Source organism: Colwellia sp. 20A7 (assembly GCF_009832865.1).
In the GTDB taxonomy this organism is placed as follows: domain Bacteria; phylum Pseudomonadota; class Gammaproteobacteria; order Enterobacterales; family Alteromonadaceae; genus Colwellia.
Window position 1 is genome coordinate 3,236,123 of sequence record NZ_CP047130.1, and the last position, 24,503, is coordinate 3,260,625.

22 protein-coding genes are annotated in these 24,503 nt (G+C 36.0%); 5 read left to right on the forward strand and 17 right to left on the reverse strand.

The window, feature by feature from the left end; translation table 11 throughout:
- Nucleotides 1–126: 126 nt before the first annotated feature.
- The 10 genes from htpG to GQS55_RS13940 form a co-directional block, all read right to left on the reverse strand.
- Complete coding sequence (gene htpG, locus GQS55_RS13895; RefSeq protein WP_159821086.1) at nucleotides 127–2,088, reverse strand: molecular chaperone HtpG; 1,962 nt, start codon at nucleotides 2,086–2,088, stop codon at nucleotides 127–129.
- Nucleotides 2,089–2,654: 566 nt separating this feature from the next.
- A complete protein-coding gene (recR, locus tag GQS55_RS13900) occupies nucleotides 2,655–3,260 on the reverse strand; it encodes a recombination mediator RecR (protein ID WP_159821087.1) in 606 nt (201 codons plus the stop codon).
- A 42-nt stretch (nucleotides 3,261–3,302) separates the two neighbouring features.
- A complete protein-coding gene (locus tag GQS55_RS13905; RefSeq protein ID WP_201294689.1) occupies nucleotides 3,303–4,505 on the reverse strand; it encodes an ATP-NAD kinase family protein in 1,203 nt (400 codons plus the stop codon).
- Nucleotides 4,502–5,044: an elongation factor P hydroxylase gene (locus GQS55_RS13910; protein WP_159821089.1), complete on the reverse strand. Its 543-nt coding sequence runs from the start codon at nucleotides 5,042–5,044 to the stop codon at nucleotides 4,502–4,504. The genes GQS55_RS13905 and GQS55_RS13910 overlap by 4 nt, the downstream gene beginning before the upstream one ends.
- Nucleotides 5,045–5,179: 135 nt before the next feature.
- On the reverse strand, nucleotides 5,180–5,512 hold the full coding sequence (locus GQS55_RS13915; RefSeq protein ID WP_159821090.1) for a Na+/H+ antiporter subunit G: 333 nt from the start codon (nucleotides 5,510–5,512) through the stop codon (nucleotides 5,180–5,182).
- A gap of 10 nt (nucleotides 5,513–5,522) precedes the next feature.
- On the reverse strand, nucleotides 5,523–5,792 hold the full coding sequence (locus GQS55_RS13920) for a K+/H+ antiporter subunit F (RefSeq protein WP_159821091.1): 270 nt from the start codon (nucleotides 5,790–5,792) through the stop codon (nucleotides 5,523–5,525).
- A complete protein-coding gene (locus tag GQS55_RS13925; RefSeq protein WP_159821092.1) occupies nucleotides 5,786–6,322 on the reverse strand; it encodes a Na+/H+ antiporter subunit E in 537 nt (178 codons plus the stop codon). Before GQS55_RS13925 ends, GQS55_RS13920 begins: the two co-directional genes overlap by 7 nt.
- Nucleotides 6,322–7,854 carry a monovalent cation/H+ antiporter subunit D gene (locus GQS55_RS13930; RefSeq protein WP_159821093.1) on the reverse strand — a complete coding sequence of 511 codons (1,533 nt, stop codon included), beginning with the start codon at nucleotides 7,852–7,854 and terminating at the stop codon, nucleotides 6,322–6,324. Before GQS55_RS13930 ends, GQS55_RS13925 begins: the two co-directional genes overlap by 1 nt.
- A complete protein-coding gene (locus tag GQS55_RS13935; protein ID WP_159821094.1) occupies nucleotides 7,851–8,198 on the reverse strand; it encodes a Na+/H+ antiporter subunit C in 348 nt (115 codons plus the stop codon). Before GQS55_RS13935 ends, GQS55_RS13930 begins: the two co-directional genes overlap by 4 nt.
- A complete protein-coding gene (locus GQS55_RS13940; protein ID WP_159821095.1) occupies nucleotides 8,198–10,990 on the reverse strand; it encodes a monovalent cation/H+ antiporter subunit A in 2,793 nt (930 codons plus the stop codon). Before GQS55_RS13940 ends, GQS55_RS13935 begins: the two co-directional genes overlap by 1 nt.
- A 464-nt stretch (nucleotides 10,991–11,454) precedes the next feature.
- Here GQS55_RS13940 and GQS55_RS13945 point away from each other — a divergent pair, with 464 nt between their 5' ends.
- Nucleotides 11,455–11,925, forward strand: coding sequence for an Lrp/AsnC family transcriptional regulator (locus tag GQS55_RS13945; protein ID WP_159821096.1), 471 nt, complete (start codon nucleotides 11,455–11,457; stop codon nucleotides 11,923–11,925).
- 71 nt (nucleotides 11,926–11,996) lie between these two features.
- Here the strand turns inward: GQS55_RS13945 and GQS55_RS13950 are convergent, their stop codons facing one another.
- From GQS55_RS13950 to GQS55_RS13965, 4 genes are all read right to left on the reverse strand, one after another.
- Nucleotides 11,997–13,124, reverse strand: a complete 1,128-nt coding sequence (locus tag GQS55_RS13950; protein WP_159821097.1) for a DUF3300 domain-containing protein — start codon at nucleotides 13,122–13,124, stop codon at nucleotides 11,997–11,999.
- A gap of 73 nt (nucleotides 13,125–13,197) precedes the next feature.
- Entirely contained in the window at nucleotides 13,198–14,553 is a 1,356-nt protein-coding gene (locus GQS55_RS13955; protein ID WP_159821098.1) for an ATP-binding protein, read from the reverse strand.
- The gene (locus GQS55_RS13960) at nucleotides 14,550–15,230 is read right to left on the reverse strand and encodes a response regulator transcription factor (protein ID WP_159821099.1); all 681 of its coding nucleotides are present in this window, start codon (nucleotides 15,228–15,230) and stop codon (nucleotides 14,550–14,552) included. The genes GQS55_RS13955 and GQS55_RS13960 overlap by 4 nt, the downstream gene beginning before the upstream one ends.
- Nucleotide 15,231: 1 nt before the next feature.
- Nucleotides 15,232–15,534: a PepSY domain-containing protein gene (locus tag GQS55_RS13965; protein ID WP_236559645.1), complete on the reverse strand. Its 303-nt coding sequence runs from the start codon at nucleotides 15,532–15,534 to the stop codon at nucleotides 15,232–15,234.
- Nucleotides 15,535–15,736: 202 nt separating this feature from the next.
- Here GQS55_RS13965 and GQS55_RS13970 point away from each other — a divergent pair, with 202 nt between their 5' ends.
- The gene (locus GQS55_RS13970) at nucleotides 15,737–16,567 is read left to right on the forward strand and encodes a choice-of-anchor H family protein (protein WP_159821100.1); all 831 of its coding nucleotides are present in this window, start codon (nucleotides 15,737–15,739) and stop codon (nucleotides 16,565–16,567) included.
- Between the two features lie 159 nt (nucleotides 16,568–16,726).
- Here GQS55_RS13970 and dnaJ read toward each other — a convergent pair whose 3' ends face one another.
- From dnaJ to grpE, 3 genes are all read right to left on the reverse strand, one after another.
- The gene (dnaJ, locus tag GQS55_RS13975) at nucleotides 16,727–17,869 is read right to left on the reverse strand and encodes a molecular chaperone DnaJ (RefSeq protein WP_159821101.1); all 1,143 of its coding nucleotides are present in this window, start codon (nucleotides 17,867–17,869) and stop codon (nucleotides 16,727–16,729) included.
- A gap of 105 nt (nucleotides 17,870–17,974) precedes the next feature.
- On the reverse strand, nucleotides 17,975–19,897 hold the full coding sequence (gene dnaK, locus GQS55_RS13980) for a molecular chaperone DnaK (RefSeq protein WP_159821102.1): 1,923 nt from the start codon (nucleotides 19,895–19,897) through the stop codon (nucleotides 17,975–17,977).
- A gap of 459 nt (nucleotides 19,898–20,356) precedes the next feature.
- Nucleotides 20,357–21,013 carry a nucleotide exchange factor GrpE gene (gene grpE, locus GQS55_RS13985; protein WP_159821103.1) on the reverse strand — a complete coding sequence of 219 codons (657 nt, stop codon included), beginning with the start codon at nucleotides 21,011–21,013 and terminating at the stop codon, nucleotides 20,357–20,359.
- Between the two features lie 189 nt (nucleotides 21,014–21,202).
- Here grpE and nadK point away from each other — a divergent pair, with 189 nt between their 5' ends.
- From nadK to GQS55_RS14000, 3 genes are all read left to right on the forward strand, one after another.
- Complete coding sequence (gene nadK / locus GQS55_RS13990; protein WP_159821104.1) at nucleotides 21,203–22,084, forward strand: NAD(+) kinase; 882 nt, start codon at nucleotides 21,203–21,205, stop codon at nucleotides 22,082–22,084.
- A 174-nt stretch (nucleotides 22,085–22,258) separates the two neighbouring features.
- Nucleotides 22,259–23,935 (forward strand): DNA repair protein RecN, encoded by a 1,677-nt coding sequence (gene recN, locus GQS55_RS13995; protein WP_159821105.1) that lies wholly within the window; start codon nucleotides 22,259–22,261, stop codon nucleotides 23,933–23,935.
- Nucleotides 23,936–24,089: 154 nt separating this feature from the next.
- Nucleotides 24,090–24,488: an outer membrane protein assembly factor BamE gene (locus GQS55_RS14000; protein WP_159821106.1), complete on the forward strand. Its 399-nt coding sequence runs from the start codon at nucleotides 24,090–24,092 to the stop codon at nucleotides 24,486–24,488.
- The last annotated feature ends 15 nt before the right edge of the window (nucleotides 24,489–24,503 follow it).

The following is a 24,503-nucleotide window of genomic DNA, read 5'->3' on the forward strand; positions in this document are numbered from 1 at the left end:
CAAACAACCCTAGCATACAAAAAAGGAGCATTCATTCATAGCGAATTGCTCCTTTTTCAGACTAAAGTATACTGTTTTCGATGCTTATATCCAAGCCGACACAAAGTTCAGCTTGGATAGATAACATTACTTAGTTAAGCTCAACATTAGCTTATTCAAGCGACCAACAAAGCTTGCAGGGTCTTTTAAGCTACCACGTTCAGCTAACATAGCCTGTTCAAATAAAACATCCACCCACTGAGCAAACTTCTCATCATCTTGTTCATCAGCAACATATTTTACTAAATCATGTTCACCATTGATTTCAAAAATAGGTAATGATTCTGGCACTTCTTGTCCAACAGAAGCCATTAATTTCGCCATTTGGCTACTCATATCGTTTTCATCTGCAACAATACAGGCTGGTGAATCAGTTAAACGTTGAGATAGTTTAACTTCTTTAACTTTGCCATTAAGCGCTTCTTTGATACGAGCCACAACGCCATCAAACTCTTTTTCAAGCTTTTCTTGCGCTTCTTTAGTTTCGGCATCATCCATATCACCTAAATCTAAACCGCCACGTGTAACCGATTGTAGCTGTTTGCCATCAAACTCATTTAAGTGACTTACTAACCATTCATCAATACGATCAGACATCAACAATACTTCAATGCCCTTTTTGCGGAAAACTTCTAAATGAGGGCTATTTTTAGCCGCTTCAAAGCTATCAGCAACAACATAATAAATTTTATCTTGGCCTTCTTTCATACGCTCAATGTAAGAAGCTAAAGAAACATTCTGAATTGCACTATCTTCATTCGTTGAAGCGAAGCGTAATAAACCAGCAATTTGCTCTTTATTAGCCATGTCTTCAGCTGGACCTTCTTTTAATACTTGTCCAAACTCATCCCAAAAACCCTGATATTGCTCAGCATCTTTTTTACCTAGCTTTTCAAGCATTTTTAGCACACGTTTAGTACAACCCTTACGGATCGCTTGTGTAACTTTATTATCTTGTAAAATTTCACGAGATACATTTAATGGTAAATCATTTGAATCAAGTAAACCTTTCACAAAACGTAAGTAGGTTGGCATAAACTGTTCAGCGTCATCCATAATGAACACACGTTGTACATATAATTTCAAACCATGTTGTTTTTCACGGTTATACATATCAAATGGTGCTTTAGTAGGTACGTATAACAATGACGTGTATTCAGTTTTACCTTCTACTCTATTATGCTCCCATAATAACGGGTCACCAAAGTCATGTGATACATGCTTATAAAATTCTTTATATTCATCGTCTGATATGTCAGATTTTTCTCGTGTCCATAATGCAGTCGCTTTGTTGATAGCTTCCCATTTAGCCGGTACCGCATCACGCGCTTCAACACCAGGACTTGTTACATTACCTTCATCATCTTTCTCTTCAGCTACCGCTTCAACAGCTGGTACTTCAGATGTTAACATTTCAACTGATACTGAGATATGATCTGAATATTTGGTGACTATAGATTTTAAACGCCAATCATCCGCAAATTCACTTTCATCTTCTTTTAAGTGAAGGATAATGTCTGTTCCACGGTTTGACTTTTCGATTTTAGCGGTAGTAAAGTCACCTTCACCAGCACTTATCCACTCAACACCTTCTGACGCATCATCACCTGCACGACGAGTACGAACCGTTACTTTATCAGCAACAATAAATGCTGAATAAAAACCAACACCAAATTGACCTATCAATTGAGAATCAGACGCTTGATCGCCCGAAAGTTGAGAGAAGAAATCTGCAGTACCTGATTTTGCAATAGTACCTAAATGCTCAATAACTTCTTCAAGGTTCATTCCAATACCGTTATCAGAAATCGTTACCGTGTTATTTTCTTTATCACAACTTACTCGAACCCTTAACTCACCGTCACTTTCATATAGATCTGCATTTGATAATGCTTTGAAACGTAGTTTATCTGAGGCATCTGCAGCATTAGATACTAATTCACGTAAGAAAATTTCTTTATTAGAATATAGGCTGTGGATCATCAGTTGAAGAATTTTTGCATTGTCTGATGCAAACTCATGCTTTTGTGTTGTGTTTTCTGTTGTCATTATTTTTACTCTGCTTATATTTCAATTAGGTAAATAATTAAGTGACTTAAAACGAGCTGAATTAACAGCAACGTCTCCTATCTAAATTATCAAAAATCGTTAAAATTAACGTTAGAAAAGATGTGGGGGTTGAGGAAAATAATTCAAGGGATAAAAGTATAAAATTGAGAGTTAATTATTATAAACAATTTAAAAACAATAATTTAAATTAGCAATTAACCTTCCAATAAAACACTAAGTAAGCTAGATATTCGTTGTGTTATTTACTTTATTTCAATGATTTTCTTCATAGTGATGCATTGAAAAATAAAGAGTTTAGGTTGAGAATAACAGCGTTAATGGTCACTCTGTATTTAGTAGTTATATGGAAATTGATATAAGTGCTTTTTTTATATCTCAGTTTCAATTAACTGAATCCATTATTAACAGTTAGCTGCTAACTGTTAGCTGATAACTGATAACAATGGGGGGAGGAAGGCTACTTTAATCCTTGGTATTATAAATTCTGACATTGAAAATTTTGATATTAAAAAGAATAAAATTAAATAAATCAGCTGCAATCTTATTTAAAAGCTATAGCTTTTTCGCCCTGACAGTGCGTGAGATAGTGTATTACCATCAACATATTCAAGTTCACCACCAACAGGAACACCATGAGCAATACGAGAAATATTTACTTGATATTTCTGCGCTAACTCCGCAATAAAGTGCGCAGTTGCTTCCCCTTCAACAGTAGGATTAGTGGCTAGAATTACTTCTTCGAACTGCCCCGAAGCAAATTGATTTTCTAAAATATCTAAGCCTAAATCATCAGGTCCTATGCCATCAATTGGAGATAAATGTCCCATTAGCACAAAGTATTTCCCCGTGAACTCACCTGTTTGTTCTATCGCAATAACATCACCAGGGCTTTCAACAACACATAAACTAGTGGCTATTTTTCGTTTCGGGCTTTGGCAAATCTCACATAAATCTTGCTCCGTAAAATTCCGGCAGGATTGACAATGACCAATATCTGTCATCGCTTTCGCTAACGTTGTCGCAAGCTTACTGCCCCCATGACGATTTCGTTCTAATAATTGAAAAGCCATGCGCTGAGCTGACTTAGCCCCAACACCAGGTAAACATTTTAAGGCATCAATAAGTTCTTGTACTAATGGACTAAATTTCATAAAACATTCTTAAGGTTGTCAATAATAGTAAATTGAAAATAATTATACCGGACTTGATACAAGGTAAAGTACCTGATCTTTATATCCAGTAGTTATTGGCATAAAGCCAGACAATAACTGATCTAAGTCATTATCACCAGTATCACTAATTAGCGGCTTATTATTTAAGGCTGCTAATTTTTTTTTCGTAGCAATAATCATAATATTGTCTTTGCCACCACGTTGTTCAAGAATAAGACGAATTATACGTGGACTTAATTGCTGATTACCACGACCAAAAATATGGCCCTGCCCTCCAATTAAAGTAATAACTAACGTTATATTTTGTTGAGCTAGAGTGAGGTTGCTTGATTCAGAACTCTTTGTTGAGATAAGTTGTTGCCATAACTGCTGTTCAGTTACATCATTAGCAATGAGCATTTGATTTTTCACTAAATCAACGCCTAGTAAAGTACTCTCTAAACCAAGCTCGCCCATTAGAAAATCAGTTGTTGAGCCTGAGCCAATAATAAATAAACCTTCATCATCATCTCTCATGTGCGAAATAACATCTTCACTAATATCCTGCAGTACTAGTTCATCTAACTCTTTACCGCCCGACTTTACCGCTTGTACGTATCTAAGTTCACTCGGAATTTGCATTTCACCAAAACGTTTAGCTTTAACAATCCCTTGACGAAATAATGATTCATCAATATCCATAACATCACCCTCAGTTAATGTTACTAATTGTTTAGTGACCATTAACTCTACTACTCGCCCTGCAGCCCTAGGTGTAATAGCATAAACACCTGAGTGAATTTTACATCCTGCTGGAATACCTAATACAGGTACTTGAGATGAATCTTTTTCTTGTGTATTTAAGGCTACTACTTTCGCTATATTACGCGCAGTACCATCACCACCAGCAAATAAAATAATATCAACTTGCTTAGCGAGTAAAGCAGATATAGTGCTTTCGGTATCAATTGCTTGTGTTTTATCTGTTGAGGTTTGATAAACCAGTTCAACAGTAAAACCTAGTGATTTTGCGGCTTGCTCACCCATTTGGTTATTAGCAGTATATACAGTTATTTCATCTTGATAAGGTAATAATACTTTTAGCGCTGTTTGTGTTCGCTCATTGGCTTTAAGATCAGCTCCTAATGCTAAGGCGTGATTTACCATATCATCACTCCCCTTTAACGCGACACTTCCACCAACACCTGCTATCGGGTTAATAACCAAGCCTAATTTGAACATTATTTGCCTTCTTTATTTTTTATAAAACCATCAGTATTTAAAGGTAAAGGTGTATTATAAAAGTGAGCCAAAGCTTCAATGAACTGATTTGCTCTTACCGGAAACCCTTGCTGTAAAAACACTTCAACCTGTTGAAAAACTTTGTCTTTAAAATCAATACTATCGGATTGAAATCCATCTAAATTATCAGAAGAAACATGGAAATCTTTTTTAACGGCGACATTAAAAGCCCACTCAATAGCTTGTGGAATAACTTCAACCTGCTCAAATTGAGCTTGTTGCTGCTCATTTCGCCCATCAGGAGCATACCAGTAGCCATAATCTTCTAGTAAACGTCTTTTTTCGCCGGCATGACACCAATGCGCTATTTCATGAAAAGCACTTGCATAATAGCCATGGGCAAAGACTATTTGATTATAACTACATTCGCTATTTTGAGGTAAATAGATGGGTTCATCGTCCCCCCTAATCAATCGCGTGTTATAAGATTGACTAAAAGTTTTATCAAAGAGCTCAATTAAATCTTGATAATGGTATGACATGACATTTATAACTAGGAATATAGTAGCAGAAAAATAATAGCGCTATTGTAACGAAAAATGACGCCTGTGACAGCGTCATTTTAATTGAGATAGTGTTTAATATAATTTTAAGCTTATTAAGCTTACATTGTTAATTTAAACATCATCTTCGATATTATCCTTACCTTTAGTGCGCTCTATGCTATTTAACTTATGGTGGATAGCTGATTTAATCATCATATAAGCACTAACCGGTGCCGTCAGCAAAAGAAATATAGAGATAAGAATCTCTTTTAAACTTAACCCATCTTGCGTAGTACTAAAGAAAATCATTGCAGCGGTTAATAATGACGCCATACCCAATGTGGTTGCTTTAGTAGGCCCATGAAGTCGCATAAAAAAGTCTGGCATTTTCACTAAACCGATAGACCCGATAAGTACAAAAGTTCCGCCAATTAATAATAATATTGAAATAATCCATTCAGTCATAACTTACCTCCTACTCTATAATGTCGCCACGTAATAAGTATTTACATACTGCCACAGTACTTACAAAACCTAACATAGCAATTAGCAATGCAGCCTCAAAATACAGTCCAGTTCCCATATTCATGCCATATAAGATGATCAACGCAATACTATTGATATACATTGTATCGAGCGCCAGTATTCTATCGGGAACTGAAGGACCCATTAATAAACGCCATAAGTTTAATATTAACGACAGACCTATCATCGCAAACACAATCAAAATAACAGTTTCTAGCATTGAAATATCTCCTTAAGAGGCGCTTCATAACGTTGTTTAATTGTATTGATTAAAGCCTCTTCATCAGTAAGATTTAAAACGTGTATCAATAAATAACGTTGTTCCGGCTTTTGACCTTCGATAAAACACTCACGCCATGGATACACTTCAGCACTAACAGTTCCAGGTGTTAATGACACTGTACTGGCCAATATAGTAATAGGCATACTGTGTGTTAAATCTAGTGGTACCTTAACAAAGCCTGGCGTTAATTTTTTAGTCGGTCCTAATATTAATATAGCAACCTCAACATTTGCCGTAATAATGTCATATAAAACCAACATTAAATGACGTAACGCTAGCATAGGCCTTAGTACTAATGGCTGCTTAGTTCTAAATGGGTTAGTCGCAAGCGGAATAACAATAGCAAGAATAATAGCTAAGACAATATGCCCGGTTGATACGCTATTATTTAATAATAACCATACAACAAATAACAAAATACTCCGAATAGGAGTTGGCAGCCATTTAAATCGAGTTTCTAAACGCATTACTCGCCTCCAGGAAGAATAATATTAATATTGTTGCTAAAATCATGTAATTGAGTCGCAGCTCCAATTGCATACTCACTTAACGGTCCTGCAAAAATACTCATTAACGGTGCACTAGCCACCAGAATAATTAATGCAGCTAACTGTGCAGGATGTACACGTTCTTGCTTAGCTCTTTCTGCCACTCTTTGTTCTGAAATCTTAGCTTGATGATGCCAAAAAACCGTACTACCTGCTTTAGCGACTGCAAATAACACCGCTAAACTCGCGAGTAAATAAAGCGGCCAAAATACAACGTTATATTCAATATTAAGTGTCGCTTGAAGTAACCATACTTTCGCTATAAATCCAGACAAAGGCGGCATACCTATTACCGCTACCGCAGCAATAACAAAGCAAGACCCCAACAACATGGGTTGAGAAACCGGAGTTCCGGCGGTAATACGGTCTGCAACCTTACCTCGTTGACGGCCAATTAAGTCAGCTAAAATATATAACGCAGCAGTAACAAGCGTTGAATGAACAAGATAATAAATAGCCGCTGAACTTGCTTCAACTGTCTGCACAGCTATTAAGGCCACTAAAGTACCTATCGAAACAATCACCAAATTAGAGACGAGTTTTCTTAAATCTTGGCTTGCTAGTACACCAATGGCACCCATAGTAATTGTCGCCAATGCTAACCACCATAACCAACTTTGCGCCATATGAGTTAACTCACCCGCTTCTTCACCAAAGATAAGCGTATAAACACGCATCATTGAATAAACGCCAACTTTAGTCATTATCGCAAACAACGCAGCAACAACAGGCATCGCGGTAGCGTAAGTATTAGGTAGCCATAAATGTAACGGTAATAAAGCACCTTTTAAAGCAAAAACCACAAGCAATAACAAGCCACCTATTTTAGCCAGATAAACATCATCACCTTGTAAGTAAGTTACTTTTTGTGCCATATCAGTCATATTCAGCGTGCCCAATACGCCATATAGAATACCTAAAGCAACTAAGAAAACAGCCGAGCCAACAAGATTCATAATGACATATTGCAAAGCCGCTCGTGTATTTTTCTTATCTCCACCGTGCATCAATAATGCATAAGAAGCGATAAGCAATACTTCGAAAAATACAAATAGGTTAAAAGCATCCCCTGTTAAAAAAGCGCCATTTACACCTAAAATTAAAAACTGTACTAATGGATGAAAAAAGCTACCTTTCTCATCGTCTCCGGCACTAGCATACAAAGTACACACAGCACCAAGTAAAGAACTCAAACACACTAATAAGGTAGATAAAGGATCAGCAACTAGCACAATACCAAAAGGCGCGCTCCAATCACCAATCGCATAAACTTGAGTACCGTCTGCTTGAACTTTCAATAATAAAGCTAATGAAATGAAAAAAGTGATAAAACTTAACGCTACAGAAGAAAACCGTCTTATCGCCTTGTTTTTCCCACATGGCGGCATTAGTAAGATCACCCCTGCCAACATAGGTAGTAATATAGGTAAAGAAGTCAAATGCTGGCTCATACTTTGCCCTTTTTATTATTTTCTGGAACTTGCCCATTCACATGATCATTACCTAAGTCTGCTCGCCCTCTTATTGCCAAAATAACGACAAAAGCCGTCATTGCAAACCCAATTACAATCGCCGTTAATACAAAAGCTTGTGGTAATGGATCAGCATAAACTTCACTGTAACCTAGAACCGCAGCACTATTTAAACTAAGTCGTCCTGAAGAAAACAAAAATAAATTAACGCCATAAGACAGCATTGTTAAACCTAAAACCACCGGGAAAGTTCGCGATCTTAATATTAAGAACACACCACAAAACACTAAAACTCCAACACAAGATGCGTAAAGTAATTCCATTAAATATTTACCTCTTCTTTAGGTGCATTAGCCGTTAACTTACCAAGACTACCTAAAATCATTAATGTCGCACCAACAACCGTAATATAAACACCTAAATCAAATACCAAGGCACTGGCAAGTTCAATTTCGCCAATAAAAGGTATATTGAAATAATCAAACCAGGTTGTCATGAACGGCTTATCAAAGAACCAACTACCAACACCGGTAAATAATGCAATCGCAATACCTGAGGCAATAATTTTACGATAATTAATCGTTAAGCGTTCAGCAATCCAATTTGAACCATGAGCGATATATTGCAAAATAAAAGCAATAGCAGTTATTAACCCTGCAATAAATCCGCCACCGGGTAGGTTATGACCGCGTAAGAAAATATAAAACGACACGAGTAACGCTAACGGTAATAGTGACTGAGAAATACTCGCCAATAAAATAGGATAACGTTCTTTTGCCCAAGGACGGCCTTCACTATCACTACCAGGCATAAATAAAGGCAAGTTTACTAACAGCTTATAAATGCCTAAAGCAGCAATTCCTAATACACAAATTTCTCCTAGCGTATCAAAACCACGAAAATCGACTAAAATAACATTTACAACATTCGTGCCGCCACCACCTGTTTTAGCATTTGCTAAGAAAAAGTCTGATATAGACTCAAATGGACGGGTAATTAAGGCATAACAAATGCTACCAATAACAACACCTAATGTTCCAGATATACCTATATCACGCAGTATGCGCATAGAGCTAGATTCTCTAGGCGAGTACTGTGGTAAAAAGAATAAAGCCAACATCAGTAATATAATAGTCACTACTTCAACGGTTAGCTGAGTCAATGCTAAATCTGGCGCTGAGAATCGAGTAAAGGCGACAGATACCATCAAGCCCACAACAGAGACCATCAACAAGGAGATCATTCGTGTGCGATACCAAATGACTGTACTAATAGCGCCAATAATTAATAACGCTGCTCCAACAGCATTATGAACATCGATAGGAGTTAGTGGTTTTTGCCCTACTAATTGGTTCATTTCAAGTAATGGCCAACCAGAAAAAAGTAAAACTACTAGGAACATTAACGTTAAATAACGCTGTAACGAACCATTTTCTATCGTATTTATTTTATGCTGGCACCACTTTATCATCCGATAAACTGTACCATCGAACACTTTTTTAGCGTTTAAAGTGGGTAGAGAATCTTGAAATTTATAAAGATGGCGGCGTTGTGTATACATAAATAAACCACCACTAACGGCAATAGCACTCATTAATAATGGCAAATTAAAACCATGCCACAGCGCTACTTTAAACTCTGGCACATAACCACCAAGTACAGCAAAAGACGCAGACTTTAAAATGTCATCAACAATAAAGTTTGGAAATATTCCCACAAGTAAACATAAAGCCACTAATATCTCGATTGGCACCCGCATATATCGAGGAGGTTCACTTGGTTGTCTAGGTAAGTCAATCGGATCACCATTAAAGAAAACATCATGGATAAATCGTGCGGAATAAGCTACCGCTAAAGCACCTGCAACGGTCGCAAGTACAGGAATAAGCCATGACATAGATCCCAATAATTGTTGGTGTAATGTTTCAGCAAAAAACATTTCTTTAGACAAGAATCCATTTAATAGTGGAACCCCTGCCATAGCCGCTGCAGCAACCATTGCCAATGTTGCTGTATAAGGCATAAATCGCCACATACCGTTGAGCTTACGCATATCACGCGTACCGGTTTCATGGTCAATAATACCTGTTGCCATAAACAAAGAAGCTTTAAAGGTTGCATGGTTGATAATATGGAAAATAGCAGCGACTGTCGCAAGTTCCGTACTCAAGCCTAATAATAAAGTAATTAAACCTAAGTGACTAATAGTTGAATAAGCTAATAACCCTTTTAAATCATGCTTAAATAAAGCGATGTAAGCGCCAAATAATAATGTAGTTAAGCCAGTGATACTAACAATAATAAACCAAGTATCAGTTCCCGCTAATACAGGGTAAAAACGTGCTAATAAAAAAATACCTGCCTTTACCATAGTGGCAGAATGAAGATAAGCACTTACTGGTGTTGGTGCCGCCATTGCATGGGGTAACCAAAAATGAAAAGGAAATTGTGCCGACTTAGTGAAGGCGCCAAGTAATACTAAAATTAGTGCAACTTCGTACCAATCATGTGCTTGAATAATTTCTCTGCTAGCTAAAATAACATCTAAATTAAAACTACCAACGATATTACCCAATAAAAGCAAACCCGCTAATAAAGCTAAACCACCACCACCGGTTATAGTTAAAGCCATTATCGCACCTTTACGTGCTTCGGATTTCTGCCACCAGTAACTAATTAATAAGAAAGAACTAATACTAGTAAGTTCCCAAAAAAACCAGAGTTGAATGACATTATTCGACATGACAATACCAAGCATTGCTGTCATAAATAACATCAAGTAGGCATAAAGCTTAGGCATAGAGTCTTTACTACTTAAGTAATAACGAGTATAAAAAATAACTAATATACCAATGCCTAATATCATAAAAATGAATAATAGTGAGAGACCGTCTAAACGAAAGGCTATATCAATACCCAGTAGCGGTATCCACGAAATTGTTTGTCGAATTTCCTCACCAGAAAAAACAGCAGGAGTAAGGCTAATGGTCATTAATAATGCGATAACAGGCATTAATAAGGATAACCCAGTCGATTGATTACGGGTTAATTTGCCCGTCATTGAAGAAATAATACTGCCAAGTAAGGATAGCAAGGGTATCCAAAGCAAAGTCATAAAGTAAACCTTTTTGATAGCGTCGTATTATTACGACAGTACACTATATTATTAGTGTGATGATTCATGTGTTGAATAGTGTAAATATACAATGTTAATGATGATTTTACTGTATTAGTCTTTGAGTTGTCTATAGTTTGTAATTATAGTTTTATCTATTTTATTTAGTACTCGCTAGCCAATTCAAATAGAATTGAAGTTGTGGACAACGAGGATAACTTTTTTCGTTAGGATTAAGTCCGCACCGCACGACTCTATAACTATTAATTACAGTAAATCAACTAACTAAGATTACAATCACTACTGAGTTTAACTATATATTCACACCTAAAATACCAAAATCATTTGGATTATGTAAAATTTTATGTCAAAAATTAAAATAAGCTTCTTCTAGCACTAGTCGCACTGCCTATATAAAGTGTAGTATTTACCTTAATTAAGAAGTATGAGTTTGCAGGTGATAAATGAAGAAGCTGGACAACATCGATTTACAAGTATTAACTATTTTATATAATGATGCAGATATTACTAATAAAGAATTAGCTGAAAAAATAGGAATTGCACCTTCAACGTGTTTAGAGCGTGTAAAACGTTTAAGGCAAAATGGCGTTATAAAAGGTGCTTATATTGATGTCAACTTAAATACTATTGGTGGTAATATTGAAGCAATTGCAGCTATTCGTCTACAGCCTTATTCAGAGCAAATTGTAAATCAGTTTAGAGATGACTTATTAAAATATCCTGAAATATTGAATCTTTACCATATGGGTGGTAGTTATGATTACTACATTCATATGTCAGTTCAAGATAGTGAACATTTACGCCAATTTGTCTTTAAAAATATAACCTCAAGAGACGAAGTTACTACGGTAGAAACTTCACTTGTTTTTGAGCATAGTCGTAGTGGTGTACTACCAAATTTTCAAACAAACTAAAGCATTATAGTAATTAGTTATAATGCTTTAATATTTCAATAATGAAAGTAATACTACATTAGTTCACTATATTACTTGTTAGCTTTTGACTCTTTGCCACGATGTGCTTTTGAAGGTGCATTGTGCTGCACCCTACTCTTCACAGAATGATTATTTTTTTTCACCGTTTTTGTTGTACTACGCTCTTTATGATGGCTAGTTTGACGTTGCTTAGTTGTCACTTTTTGGATGTTTTTATTAGATGGATTAACATTACGTTGCACAACTTTCTTTTGCTTAAGTTGACTTTGAACATGTCGCTCTGATTTTTTCGTGTTATGCACTCTCACTTTATTACTATAATATTTTTTACCCGTAGCCTTACTTCTGTAAGCAACGCCTTTTCGATGTATTGGTTGATGAACCCAACGTTTAGCGTTACCTCCTCTTGAAATGGCACTAGGCTTACGATAATGATGAGACTTATATGGGTTTACAACAAGTACATGACGTTTATTCCACTGAAAAGTACTAAAGAAATAATTAAACGAAATATGAACACCCGAATGCCAATAAAAAGGATTATGGCGATTCACAGAAACATGAAAAGAAGGACGCCAGTAGACAGGTGGATATGACGACCAATGCCAAGTACCATAAACCATACGTGTGTCATAATAAGGAACATACACAACTTCTTTTTTTATAGGTTCAATTATAATATTACTGTCTTCATAACTGACTTCCATATTATTCATTTTACTGAGATTGCCAGCAAGTTTAGCTTTTTCCCTAAGCGTTTGAATACTTTCTAAGACCCTTGTTTCATCTTCTAAGAAAGTATCACCTAATAGCTGCATCCATGTTAAGTCTTCACTTAAATGATTCAGTATTTGTTCAAAAGGCACTAATGCTTTAACACTAGGATCCCAATCAAAACTTTCAATTACTTGAGCAATTTGAGCAGCATTTAAGCCTGCATTATTTTCTAACCACCGCTGTGCTTTGATAACTTCAATTGGATATGTTGACGATATCAATATATGAGTTAACAAGCTGTCAGGATATAGAGCTATCGGCGCTAACATTTGCGCTAACTCAGCTTCACTTATTTGTGATTGTTCTTGCTCATCTAATTGATAATTTTGCTGTGAAAATGCGCTTAAACTCACTGGCGCACTTAATATAAAACTTAATAACAAAATAAAGGTTTTCATCATTTTTATCCTTTTTACTGATCTTAAGTAGTAAGCATACCTTGACCAAACTGAACGCAAGCTGAATAAATAAATACTAGGTCGATATATCAAACACCAGTGTAAAAGTAGCACCACCAAGTGTAGGTGATTTACTGATAAACAATTGACCTCGATAGCTACTCACAAGATCATTAACAATTGCTAAACCAATACCATGTCCTGCTTGATAGGTATCAGCTCGACCTCCTCGCGATAAAATAATAGCCTGCTGTGATTGATTGATACCTTCACCATCATCAGAAACTTCTATGGTTAATTTTTCATTTTCGTTTAAAACCTTAATTGCTATCTTACTTTTAGCGGCTTTACAGGCGTTGTCTAATATATTACCTAAAATCTCCATTAAATCACCTTCATCGCCTTTAAAGATGGCCGACTCATTAACATCAAGCGTGAAAGATAAATGGTTGTCTCTATATAATTTACTTAAAGTTTTCACCAGTTTTTCAGCGACTTGTTTCACTCCAATCCCTAAATGCCATGAAGACTGTCCCGCACTTTGCGCTCTTTTCAGCTGATATTCAATAATTTGGTTAATTTTCTGTAGTTGAACATTTGTATTAGCTGAGATTTCTTTTTCACTTTGCATGACTGCAAGCGGGGTTTTCAGGCTATGGGCTAAATCAGATAAAGCATTACGATAACGCGTCCGTTGATTTTCTTCTGTTACTAATAAAGTGTTTAATTGTTTCACCACCTTCTGTAATTCAAGTGGGTAATAACCGCTTAATGATTTCTGCTGGCCTTTTTCAATACGCTCAAGCTCATAGGTTAATTGTCTCAATGGTTTCAGAGTCCACAATAAGCCAATGATTTGAACAGAGACAAACACGACGATTAGTAATAATAGCCATCCCCAAAGTTTATGCCTAAAATCATTGAGTGCAATCAGCATATTTTCTTGATCTTTAATAATATGAAGAGTTACAGGAAACTCTTGTCCGTTATTAAAAAAACTAACACTAAAACTAAAAAGTAAATGACTACTACCTTCTAAATTGATGGTAGAAAACAACGTTTCTCCAACAATAGGCGATGGTAATAATGCGGGTAAGGATAAGGTTAGCAAAGATTGTGACTGCCATAATGGCATATTATCTGTTGTGTTTTCTGCTAACGTAGTTAAATCATTGCTAGATGTTACTATTGCATACAAGCCTGATTGGCTCACATTAAATTGGTTTTCCAATAAGAGTTCTGGCATGACTAATTGATTATTTTCTACCTCAGCTACAGTCAAAATAGAATAACTATAAGCTTTTAATTCGTTTTGACTCCCCGACATTAATTGTCGCTCAAAGGCATTACTTAATGTAAAACCAATAATAGGTAGCATGATCACTGTCATTACTAATGTACTTAATAATAACCGAACCTTTAAAGAATTCATTTAACGTCTAATCGCTTTAATTTATAACCGTGGCCTCGAAGCGTTTCGATAAAGCCATATTCGCCTGTAGGGTCGAGTTTTTTTCTTAAACGTCTGATAAAAACTTCAATAACGTTAGAATCAAGATCGAAGTCTTGATCATAAATATGCTCAGTGAGTTTTGCTTTCGAAGTCACTTCATCAAGGTGCAACATCATATATTCTAATAGTTTATATTCTGAACTACTCAGTTTTATCGCTTGATTATTCACTTCAACTTGTAAGCTTTTTGTATTTAATGTTAGTTCACCATTCGTGATTAGTGGGCTTGCCTGACCAGCTGAACGTCGAATTAACGCATTTAAACGTGCAAATAATTCTTCTGTTTGAAAAGGCTTAGTTAAATAATCATCTGCACCCGCATCTAACCCTGATACTTTATCTTGCCAACTGTCTCTTGCTGTTAATACTAAAATAGGAAAGCTAATATCGTTTTCTCGCAATGCTTTAATGACACTAATACCATCTATAATTGGTAAGCCAATATCTATAATTGCAGCATCGTAAGGGTATTCTTGGCCTTGAAATAAGCCAGTTTGCCCATCGCTGGCAACATCAACTAAATAATTAGCATCAATCAAATGCTTATATAAATTTTGTTGTAAGGCTAAATCGTCTTCAATTAGTAATAATCGCATATTAATTACCACCACTTACATTGCCAGTTTTAGCATCAACAGAAACTGAGATTATATGACCATTGTTTTTAATTAATTTAATGCGATAAGACGATTTTTGTTTTTGTACTTTAAGCACTTTACCACCAAATCGACTTTTAGCCATTTGCGCTGCTTGCTGACTACTCGTTACTCTTAACTGTTGCTTATGTGCTTGCTGATTAGCTTTAATCGCATAGTTGTTAGCAGTAAAACTTCCATGTGCAAATGTACTCATGGATAGAGTTATAGAAAGAAGAAAAAAACAGGGTAAAGCAAATTTCATTATTGTTCCAAGTACTAGTGTATTTCAGTATTAACCATAGCTTATTTAAAATAATACTCCTTAGCAACTGAATATAAGCTGAACGTACTCACCTGATATCAAAATATAAAATAAAGCTTCTAAAACGTGATAAATCATTCAGCTTACATTCATCTTGATTGCGCTTTAATAACAACATAAACAAATATCGCAAGGATAAATTATGCTTCATAAAATACATAAAACTAAATCGGGCTACGCAATCAAGCTATTACTATTAACCTTTACGAGTATATTATTGTCCACACAAGCTAATGCTAATGATTTAGAGGATTCTGCATTGCCAAGCCATTCTGTTTCTCAAGGATCATTTAAAAACAATTTTAATGATGAACTACGCCAGCAAATAATTGACGTTAATAGATTTACTAACACGCCAGATCAACTTAATAACAAAGCAACATCGAAAACAAGAGAAGAAATTCAAAATAACAATAGTGTTTTAATGAACAAATCGAGTAAAAATAAAATGCTACAAAATCGTAGCTCTTATTACGACGCCGACTTTACAATTTATGCTGCAACAAGCTTTTTACTTGATGATTTTGATAATGACGGCTTCTATCAAACTTTTAGTGTGGTTTTTGACGCTGATATATATAGCTATACACAGCACCAGCTAGGTGAAGTTTATGCTTTGTTATACCTAAGTAAAAATGGTAAACCATGGAAGCACTACTATACTACTGATACTTTTCTTATTGAAGGAGAGTCTGATCTAGACGAATATGAAGTTATAACCACTTTTTTATCTGGTTACTCAACTGACTATTATGATGTGTTAATTGATTTATATCAGGTTGGTTATCCCGATATTGTTGCTACCTATAGTTCAGACGACACCAACGCCTTATATGCTTTACCATTAGAAAGTAATAACTATGACGACACTTATATTGAAGTGGTAGAAGTTTACGGTGGTGGTAGTTTCTCTTTTATCACTTTATTGATGATTATAACGTTAAGCTTTTTTCGTTTACGAGCTAAACACTAATAAAGATAACAGCAAGCAATAAATCTTAGCTAAAAAAAACCACAAGAAGAAGCTTCTTGTGGTTTTTATTTTAATGATTCGAAGTTATCTGATCACTATATTATGAGTAGGAAAAGGCTACTTTCAAAAAAATAGCGCTCTCCCTTTCAAATACTTACTTTAGCTTTTTAAGTCATCAAAGAATTTTTTTACACCATCAAAGAAGCCTGTTTCTTTTGGGCTATGCTTTTTACTGCTTTTACCCATTTTTTCTTCTAATTGACGTAATAAATCTGATTGATCACCTGATAAATTTACCGGTGTTTCTAGTACCACTTTACACATTAAATCGCCCGTTGTTGAACTACGAACAGACTTAACACCTTTACCGCGTAAACGGAACATTTTGCCCGTTTGTGTTTCTTTTGGTACTTTTAATTTAACCTTGCCACCTAGTGTTGGTACTTCAATTTCACCACCAAGCGCCGCAGTAACAAAACTAATAGGTACTTCACAATATAAATGGTTTTCATCACGCACGAATATCTCATGATCACGTACATTAACTTGTACATAAAGATCACCTGCGGGTGCGCCATGTTCACCAGCTTCACCTTCACCAGATAAACGAATTCTATCTCCGGTATCAACACCTGGTGGTATTTTAACAGAAAGCGTTTTAGTTTTTTCAACTCGGCCTTGACCGCGACATGAAGTACAAGGATCAGAAATAACTTTACCTTTACCACTACACGTTGGACAAGTTTGTTGTACGGCAAACAACCCTTGACGCATTTGTACTTGTCCATGACCATGACAAGTTGTACACGTTTTAGCTGAAGTCCCTTTTTTAGCACCTGAACCATCACAAGGTTCACAAGCAACAAAAGTAGGTACTTTAATTTCTAAATCTTTACCTTTAACTGCATCTTCAAGGTTTAACTCTACGTTGTAGCGTAAATCAGAACCTCGTTGTGCACGAGATTGACGACCGCCTCGACCGCGACCACCACCGAAGATATCACCAAAAATATCACCAAATGCATCACCAAAGTCACCTTGACCACCGCCGTGATGACCACCACCATGTCCACCTTGTTCAAAAGCAGCATGGCCATATTGATCATAAGCAGCACGTTTTTGATCATCTTTTATCACTTCGTACGCTTCTTGGATTTCTTTAAAGGTTTCTTCTTTTTCTTTATCACCCTTATTTCTATCAGGATGATATTTCATCGCTAATTTTTTATAGGATTTTTTGATATCGCGCTCACTAGCATCTTTTGATACTTCAAGCACTGCATAATAATCACGTTTTGACATAAATAACTTCTTTTGTTTGCACTTAAATTAACATACGCTTTAACGTAAGAAGCGCTGGGGATAGGCCAGCGCTTTAATTTTACTTCAATCTGAGTAAGCTAACGACTACTTGTCGTCCTTCACTTCTTCAAACTCTGCATCAACAACATCGTCTGCAGAATCAGAGCCTTCAGCATCTGAAGCAGCGCCTTCAGGCGAACCTTGTGCTTGTTGTTTCGCTTGTGCAATTTCCATTAATTTAGCTGAAGCTTCCATAAGCGCTTGAGATTTAGCATCAATTGCTTCTTTATCTTCACCTTTAAGAACTCCTTCAAGTTCAGAAATTGCTGTTTCAATTTTCTCTTTATCTTCAGCAGGTAACTCATCGCCAGCTTCTTCAACTTGCTTGCGAGTAGCGTGAACCATACCATCAGCTTGATTACGAGTTTGAACTAATTCTTCAAATTTAGCATCGGCATCAGCATTTGCTTCTGCGTCATTTACCATTTGTTCAACTTCTTCATCAGATAAACCACTTGATGCTTTAATCGTAATCTTTTGCTCTTTACCTGTGTTCTTATCTTTAGCTGTAACATGTAAAATACCATCAGCATCGATATCGAAAGTTACTTCGATTTGTGGCGTACCACGTGGTGCTGCATCAATACCTTCAAGGTTAAATTGACCAAGTGATTTGTTAGCAGAAGCTTGCTTACGCTCACCTTGAACAACATGTACAGTTACCGCAGCTTGGTTATCATCAGCTGTTGAGAATGTTTGAGATTGTTTAGTTGGGATAGTTGTGTTTTTGTCGATAACTTTAGTCATCACACCACCCATAGTCTCAATACCTAATGATAATGGCGTAACGTCTAATAAAAGAACGTCAGTTACATCACCTGAAAGAACACCCGCTTGAATTGCTGCACCAGAAGCTACTGCTTCATCAGGGTTAACATCTTTACGTGGCTCTTTACCAAAGAAATCAGTTACTGCTTTTTGAACCATAGGCATACGAGACTGACCACCAACTAAGATAACGTCGTTTACGTCACTTACTGATAAGTCTGCATCTTTAAGTGCTTGTTTAAGCGGCTCTAAAGTAGCTTTAACCATATCTTCAACTAATGATTCTAATTTAGCACGAGTCACTTTAATGTTCATGTGCTTAGGACCTGAACCATCAGCAGTGATGTAAGGTAAGTTAACATCAGTTTGTTGTGCTGAAGAAAGTTCACATTTAGCTTTTTCTGCCGCTTCTTTTAAACGTTGCATTGCTAAAGGATCAGTGGTTAAGTCCATACCTTGGTCTTTTTTGAATTCAGCAACAAGATAGTTAATTAAACGGTTATCGAAATCTTCACCACCTAAATGCGTATCACCGTTAGTCGCTAATACTTCAAAAGTGTGCTCGCCATCAACTTCATCAATTTCAATAATTGAGATATCGAATGTACCACCACCTAAATCGTATACAGCAACAACTTTGTCGCCTTCTTTTTTGTCCATGCCGTAAGCAAGTGCAGCAGCAGTAGGTTCATTGATAATACGTTTAACATCAAGTCCTGCAATACGGCCAGCATCTTTCGTTGCTTGACGTTGTGAATCATTAAAGTAAGCAGGAACAGTAATTACTGCTTCAGTTACTTCTTCACCTAAATAGTCTTCAGCTGTTTTCTTCATTTTCTTAAGAACTTCAGCAGATACTTGTGGAGGAGCAACGTTTTTATCACGTGCTGTAACCCAAGCATCACCATTGTCAGCTTTAACAATACCAAATGGCATTATTTTAATATCACGTTGTACTTCTTCGTCTTCAAAACGACGACCGATTAAACGTTTAATTGCAAACAATGTGTTTTTTGGATTAGTCACTGATTGACGCTTAGCAGGTTGACCTACTAATGTTTCGCCTTCTTCAGTGTATGCAATAATTGAAGGCGTTGTACGATCACCTTCTGCATTTTCAATTACACGAACTTTATCGCCGTCTAAAACAGCAACACAAGAGTTAGTTGTACCTAAGTCAATACCAATGATTTTACCCATGAGGGAAGCTCCTATCTATTATGTTTTGCTCTCCTGTGAGAACAAAATCTTAATTAATCTGTTGTTGAAATATTAAATGGGGGTAGGAAAATACTTTTCAATAGAAATTTTGTAAATAAATGCATTTTATTTAAAATAATGATTTATGTGTTGTCTTATGCCAGTCTCATTAATTAGGTGAACAATTTTATACGTAGAAAAAATTGCCAAATACAAAGCATTTATTTCAATAACTAGTTGCTCTAATTATTAAATAAATAACGATGTAGTTGGTGATTTTATCAAGTAGAAATGATCACATAGTTTGTGAGATTGGTATTATACTGTATCAACTAATATAGAACTAAGATTAAAGTAGCACTAAGACGAGAATAGTATTAAGACAAAAAAACCAGACAAATTGCCTGGTTTTTATAAACGCATAAAATATTTAATTTAAAAATAGATGTATTTTAGTAATTAAACAGATTCATCAACGCTAGGTGCGGCTTTAGAAACCATAACCATCGCAGGACGAATTAAACGGCCATTAAGTTCATAGCCTTTTTGCATTACTGCAATAACCGTATTAGGCGCTACGCCAGGTACTTCTTGCATAGACATTGCTTGATGTAATTCAGGATTAAAAGGTTGATCTTGTGGATCAACTGATTTCACACCAAATTTTTCTAATGAAGACGTTAAACCTTGAAGAGTTAGTTCAACACCTTCAATAACGGCCGCTTTACTTTCATCTTCTTTATCGATGTTTTGTAAAGCACGTTCTAAATTATCAACAGTGACAAGCATCTCACTAGCAAACTTCTCTAAAGCAAACTTTTTCGCTTTATCAACATCTTGTGCGGATCTACGACGAATATTATCAACTTCTGCTTTCGCTCGAATTACTGAATCTTTCTGATCGATAACCGTTCCTTGAGCTGCAGCTAAGGCAAGCTCTAATTCATTAATACGTTCTTGTTCAGCACTTATTACCTCGTGAGTATGTTCATGCTGTTCTTCAACTTGTGCTTCTGCTTGCTGAACAATCTCTTCAGCTAACTGCTCTGGCGATAACTCTTCTATAGAAGACTCAGCAGACTGCTGTGCTTCTGACTTTGTAGACTCTGTAGTCATAAAAAACTCCAATTAAATCTTAGTAATTTTACAATAATGAAAATGCAATAATGCTAATTATGGGGTCAAGCTTTCGCTATTCAAGCCTTTATAGCAACTAATTAAGGGCATTTTATCAAATACAAACTTTACAAGCTATGCAAATAAAGGGAAACTTCTTCTAAAGATATTAAATACGAAATAATTGTTATGGCTCAACTATATAAAACAATTGGGCTTATTGGTAAGCCCAATCATCAAGGTGCAAGCTCTACAATAGCTGTATTACACGACTATTTACTTGAAAATAAATACGAAGTTTTAGTAGAAACATCGGTTGCCAATTCTGTCGAAATTGCTGATATGCATGAATGTTCTCTCACCGAAATTGGCAATAAGGCAGATCTTGCTATTGTTGTGGGTGGTGATGGCTACATGTTAGGCGCCGCTAGAGTTTTAGCATGCTTTGACATAGGCGTAATTGGCGTAAACCGAGGGAATTTAGGTTTTTTAACTGATTTATCGCCTGATGACATAATCCCTCCATTAGAAGAGATTCTAAATGGTAAATCCCGCTATGAACAACGTTTTATAATTGAAGCTGAAGTTTACCGACATGGTAAACTTAAAAGTTCAAACAGTGCAGTAAATGAAGCTGTTTTACATGCTGGCAAAGTTGCTAGCATGATTGAATTTGAAGTTCATATTGATAATTCATTTATGTTTAGTCAACGCTCTGATGGTTTAATTATTTCTACACCTACAGGTTCAACAGCTTACTCTATGTCTGCTGGTGGCCCTATATTAACACCAAATTTAAATGCTTTATCTTTAGTGCCTATGTTTCCTCATACCCTTACTAGTCGACCGATTGTGGTCGATGGTGATAGTGAAATAAAGCTTATACTTGCAAATGAAAATCAAGAAAGTTTACAAGTCAGTTGCGATGGCCACGTGATTTTAGCTGTTATGCCCGGTGACGAGGTTATTATTAAAAAAAGCCCTCAAACCATACGTTTAGTACACCCTCTCAACCACGATTACTTCAACGTATTACGAAATAAACTAGGCTGGGGTAATAAGCTTTATTAAAGCTAATTAGCATGCATACAAGTAATTACTCGTTAGTGATTACTTATTCATTGTTCTATAGCGTGAATTATTTTATAAAAAACCTACTAAATTTTTCTAAGTTACTTGCAAAACCATAAATTACTGTATAAATTAACAACTATACATTTATACAGTAAAGTGAGAGTTCACATTATGCTTTTACAACTAAACATTCAAAACTTCGCCATTGTTAAATCACTCGATATCGATTGGCAATCTGGCATGACAACTATTACAGGTGAAACAGGCGCAGGTAAATCTATCGCAATAGATGCCTTAGGTTTATGTTTAGGTGACAGAGCCACCAGTAATGTTGTTCGTCCTAATTGCAAAAAAGCGGAACTTGCTGCAACCTTTGACATACAAAAGAATAAAAGTGCACAGCAATGGCTGACTATTCATGATCTGTTATTGGAATCAAGTAACGAGTGTATTCTTCGCCGTGTAATTTCTGCTGAAGGCCGTTCTAAAGCTTATATTAATGGTAGCCAAGTCCCGTTAGTGCAGCTTAAAGAAGTGGGTCAATTACTGATAAATATTCATGGACAACATGATCACCAATTAATAGTGAAATCAAGCCAACAATGTAAGTTACTCGACGAATATGCCGATCATCAACCAGCACTAGACGAAGTAAAACATTATTATCAACAATGGCATAAATTAAATAAAGAATTAAATGTATTACAGCAAAGTAAGCAACAACGTGAAGCTCAACAGCAACTTCTTCAATATCAAGTAAATGAACTAAATGAGTTTTCCTTACAAGATGGTGAATTTGAAACATTAGAAAGCGATTATAAACGCCATGCTAATGCCCAAGACTTACTTGATACAACCCTACAATCACTACAAACACTTGCCGACGACGAAAGTTTTAACGTACTTGACTCCTTACGTCATTGTAGTGATAGCATAGCCGCACTAGCCCGCTTAGATAATAGGCTGAAAAATATTGCAACTATTCTTAACGACTCTTTTCTTCAAGTCGAAGAGGCTTCTGCAGATCTTAAACATTATTATCAAGAGCTTGAATTAGATCCACAAGCATACGCGATAATTGAAGATCGATACTCTACAGCTTTACAACTAGCCAAAAAACATAGTTTATCCCCTGAACATCTAGTTAGTTTTCATCAGTCACTCACCCAAGAATTAACTGATATCTCTAATGATGAAACAAGAATTAATGCTGTGATTGAAGAGCTAGTCAAAACAGAGCAAAACTACCAAGACTGTGCCTTAGTGTTAACCTCGTCAAGAAAAAAAGCGGCTAAAAAATTAAGTAAAGATATTAGCAAAAGCATGCAAGAGCTGAACATGCCACATGGTAAATTTCATATTGCTATTGAGTCACATAGTAACAATGTCACCAATATATCCGCCAATGGTATAGACAAAATTGATTTTCAAGTCAGTATAAACCCTGGCCAGGCATTAGAAGCAATGAGTAAAGTAGCTTCTGGTGGCGAGTTATCTCGTATCAGTTTAGCCATGCAAGTTATATTAGCCGATAAAGTGATTACCCCTACCCTAATTTTTGATGAGGTAGATGTTGGTATAAGTGGCCCTACAGCAGCAATGGTAGGTAGCAAATTACAGCAACTCGCGAATAATACCCAAGTAATATGTGTAACCCACCTTCCACAAGTGGCATGTAAAGGACATCAACAGTACTTTGTTAGTAAACTAACCGATGGCGAGCACACTGAAACAAAAATAACGGAACTAAGTGAGCAAAGTCGCATCCAAGAAATAGCGCGATTACTTGCAGGTAATAAAATAACTGAGCACAGTTTAGCTAACGCACAAGAGTTATTAGCAAGTTAATTAGCGATACAGAAGCAAGTTAATTAGCGATACAGATAGCAAATTTATGAAAAATAGCTTTGTATCTCAGGCCTTGCTTCGTTATTATCACTGCTTGCACTTAATGCATTAATTTTTAATTGTATTGATTTATATTTAAGGAAAGTAAAATTTCATGTTGTTTCGCACCTCAATTATTGCCATAGCCCTATCACTTTCTGCTTGTTCAAGTTGGGTATATCGTATTGATATCCCTCAAGGTAACTACCTTGAGCAAAAAAGCATAGACAAAATACAAGTCGGTATGACTAAGGAACAGGTTAAATTTGTTTTAGGAAGTCCTGTTTTAGTTGATTCTTTTGATAAAGATACTTGGAACTATGTTTACCGCTTTAAATCAGGCCGTAGTGAAAAATTAGATACGCAAAAGAATTTCACTATGAAATTCGAAAACGACAAACTCGTTTCAGCCGATGGCGATTTTGAATTATCTGAAAACTTCCACATTCCATTTAATGCTCCGGTCATACAAGATGATGAACAAGCGAATGTAGGAAACAAAGGTAGTTATTGATTATTGATTATTGAT

What these genes read in the sequence shown, in the direction of transcription:
- htpG (WP_159821086.1), bottom strand. Translation starts at nt 2,088, where the DNA reads ATGACAACAGAAAACACAACACAAAAGCATGAGTTTGCATCAGACAAT.
- recR (WP_159821087.1), bottom strand. Translation starts at nt 3,260, where the DNA reads ATGAAATTTAGTCCATTAGTACAAGAACTTATTGATGCCTTAAAATGT.
- GQS55_RS13910 (WP_159821089.1), bottom strand. Translation starts at nt 5,044, where the DNA reads ATGTCATACCATTATCAAGATTTAATTGAGCTCTTTGATAAAACTTTT.
- GQS55_RS13915 (WP_159821090.1), bottom strand. Translation starts at nt 5,512, where the DNA reads ATGACTGAATGGATTATTTCAATATTATTATTAATTGGCGGAACTTTT.
- GQS55_RS13920 (WP_159821091.1), bottom strand. Translation starts at nt 5,792, where the DNA reads ATGCTAGAAACTGTTATTTTGATTGTGTTTGCGATGATAGGTCTGTCG.
- GQS55_RS13925 (WP_159821092.1), bottom strand. Translation starts at nt 6,322, where the DNA reads ATGCGTTTAGAAACTCGATTTAAATGGCTGCCAACTCCTATTCGGAGT.
- GQS55_RS13930 (WP_159821093.1), bottom strand. Translation starts at nt 7,854, where the DNA reads ATGAGCCAGCATTTGACTTCTTTACCTATATTACTACCTATGTTGGCA.
- GQS55_RS13935 (WP_159821094.1), bottom strand. Translation starts at nt 8,198, where the DNA reads ATGGAATTACTTTACGCATCTTGTGTTGGAGTTTTAGTGTTTTGTGGT.
- GQS55_RS13940 (WP_159821095.1), bottom strand. Translation starts at nt 10,990, where the DNA reads ATGACTTTGCTTTGGATACCCTTGCTATCCTTACTTGGCAGTATTATT.
- GQS55_RS13945 (WP_159821096.1), top strand. Translation starts at nt 11,455, where the DNA reads ATGAAGAAGCTGGACAACATCGATTTACAAGTATTAACTATTTTATAT.
- GQS55_RS13950 (WP_159821097.1), bottom strand. Translation starts at nt 13,124, where the DNA reads ATGATGAAAACCTTTATTTTGTTATTAAGTTTTATATTAAGTGCGCCA.
- GQS55_RS13955 (WP_159821098.1), bottom strand. Translation starts at nt 14,553, where the DNA reads ATGAATTCTTTAAAGGTTCGGTTATTATTAAGTACATTAGTAATGACA.
- GQS55_RS13960 (WP_159821099.1), bottom strand. Translation starts at nt 15,230, where the DNA reads ATGCGATTATTACTAATTGAAGACGATTTAGCCTTACAACAAAATTTA.
- GQS55_RS13965 (WP_236559645.1), bottom strand. Translation starts at nt 15,534, where the DNA reads ATGAAATTTGCTTTACCCTGTTTTTTTCTTCTTTCTATAACTCTATCC.
- GQS55_RS13970 (WP_159821100.1), top strand. Translation starts at nt 15,737, where the DNA reads ATGCTTCATAAAATACATAAAACTAAATCGGGCTACGCAATCAAGCTA.
- dnaJ (WP_159821101.1), bottom strand. Translation starts at nt 17,869, where the DNA reads ATGTCAAAACGTGATTATTATGCAGTGCTTGAAGTATCAAAAGATGCT.
- dnaK (WP_159821102.1), bottom strand. Translation starts at nt 19,897, where the DNA reads ATGGGTAAAATCATTGGTATTGACTTAGGTACAACTAACTCTTGTGTT.
- grpE (WP_159821103.1), bottom strand. Translation starts at nt 21,013, where the DNA reads ATGACTACAGAGTCTACAAAGTCAGAAGCACAGCAGTCTGCTGAGTCT.
- nadK (WP_159821104.1), top strand. Translation starts at nt 21,203, where the DNA reads ATGGCTCAACTATATAAAACAATTGGGCTTATTGGTAAGCCCAATCAT.
- recN (WP_159821105.1), top strand. Translation starts at nt 22,259, where the DNA reads ATGCTTTTACAACTAAACATTCAAAACTTCGCCATTGTTAAATCACTC.
- GQS55_RS14000 (WP_159821106.1), top strand. Translation starts at nt 24,090, where the DNA reads ATGTTGTTTCGCACCTCAATTATTGCCATAGCCCTATCACTTTCTGCT.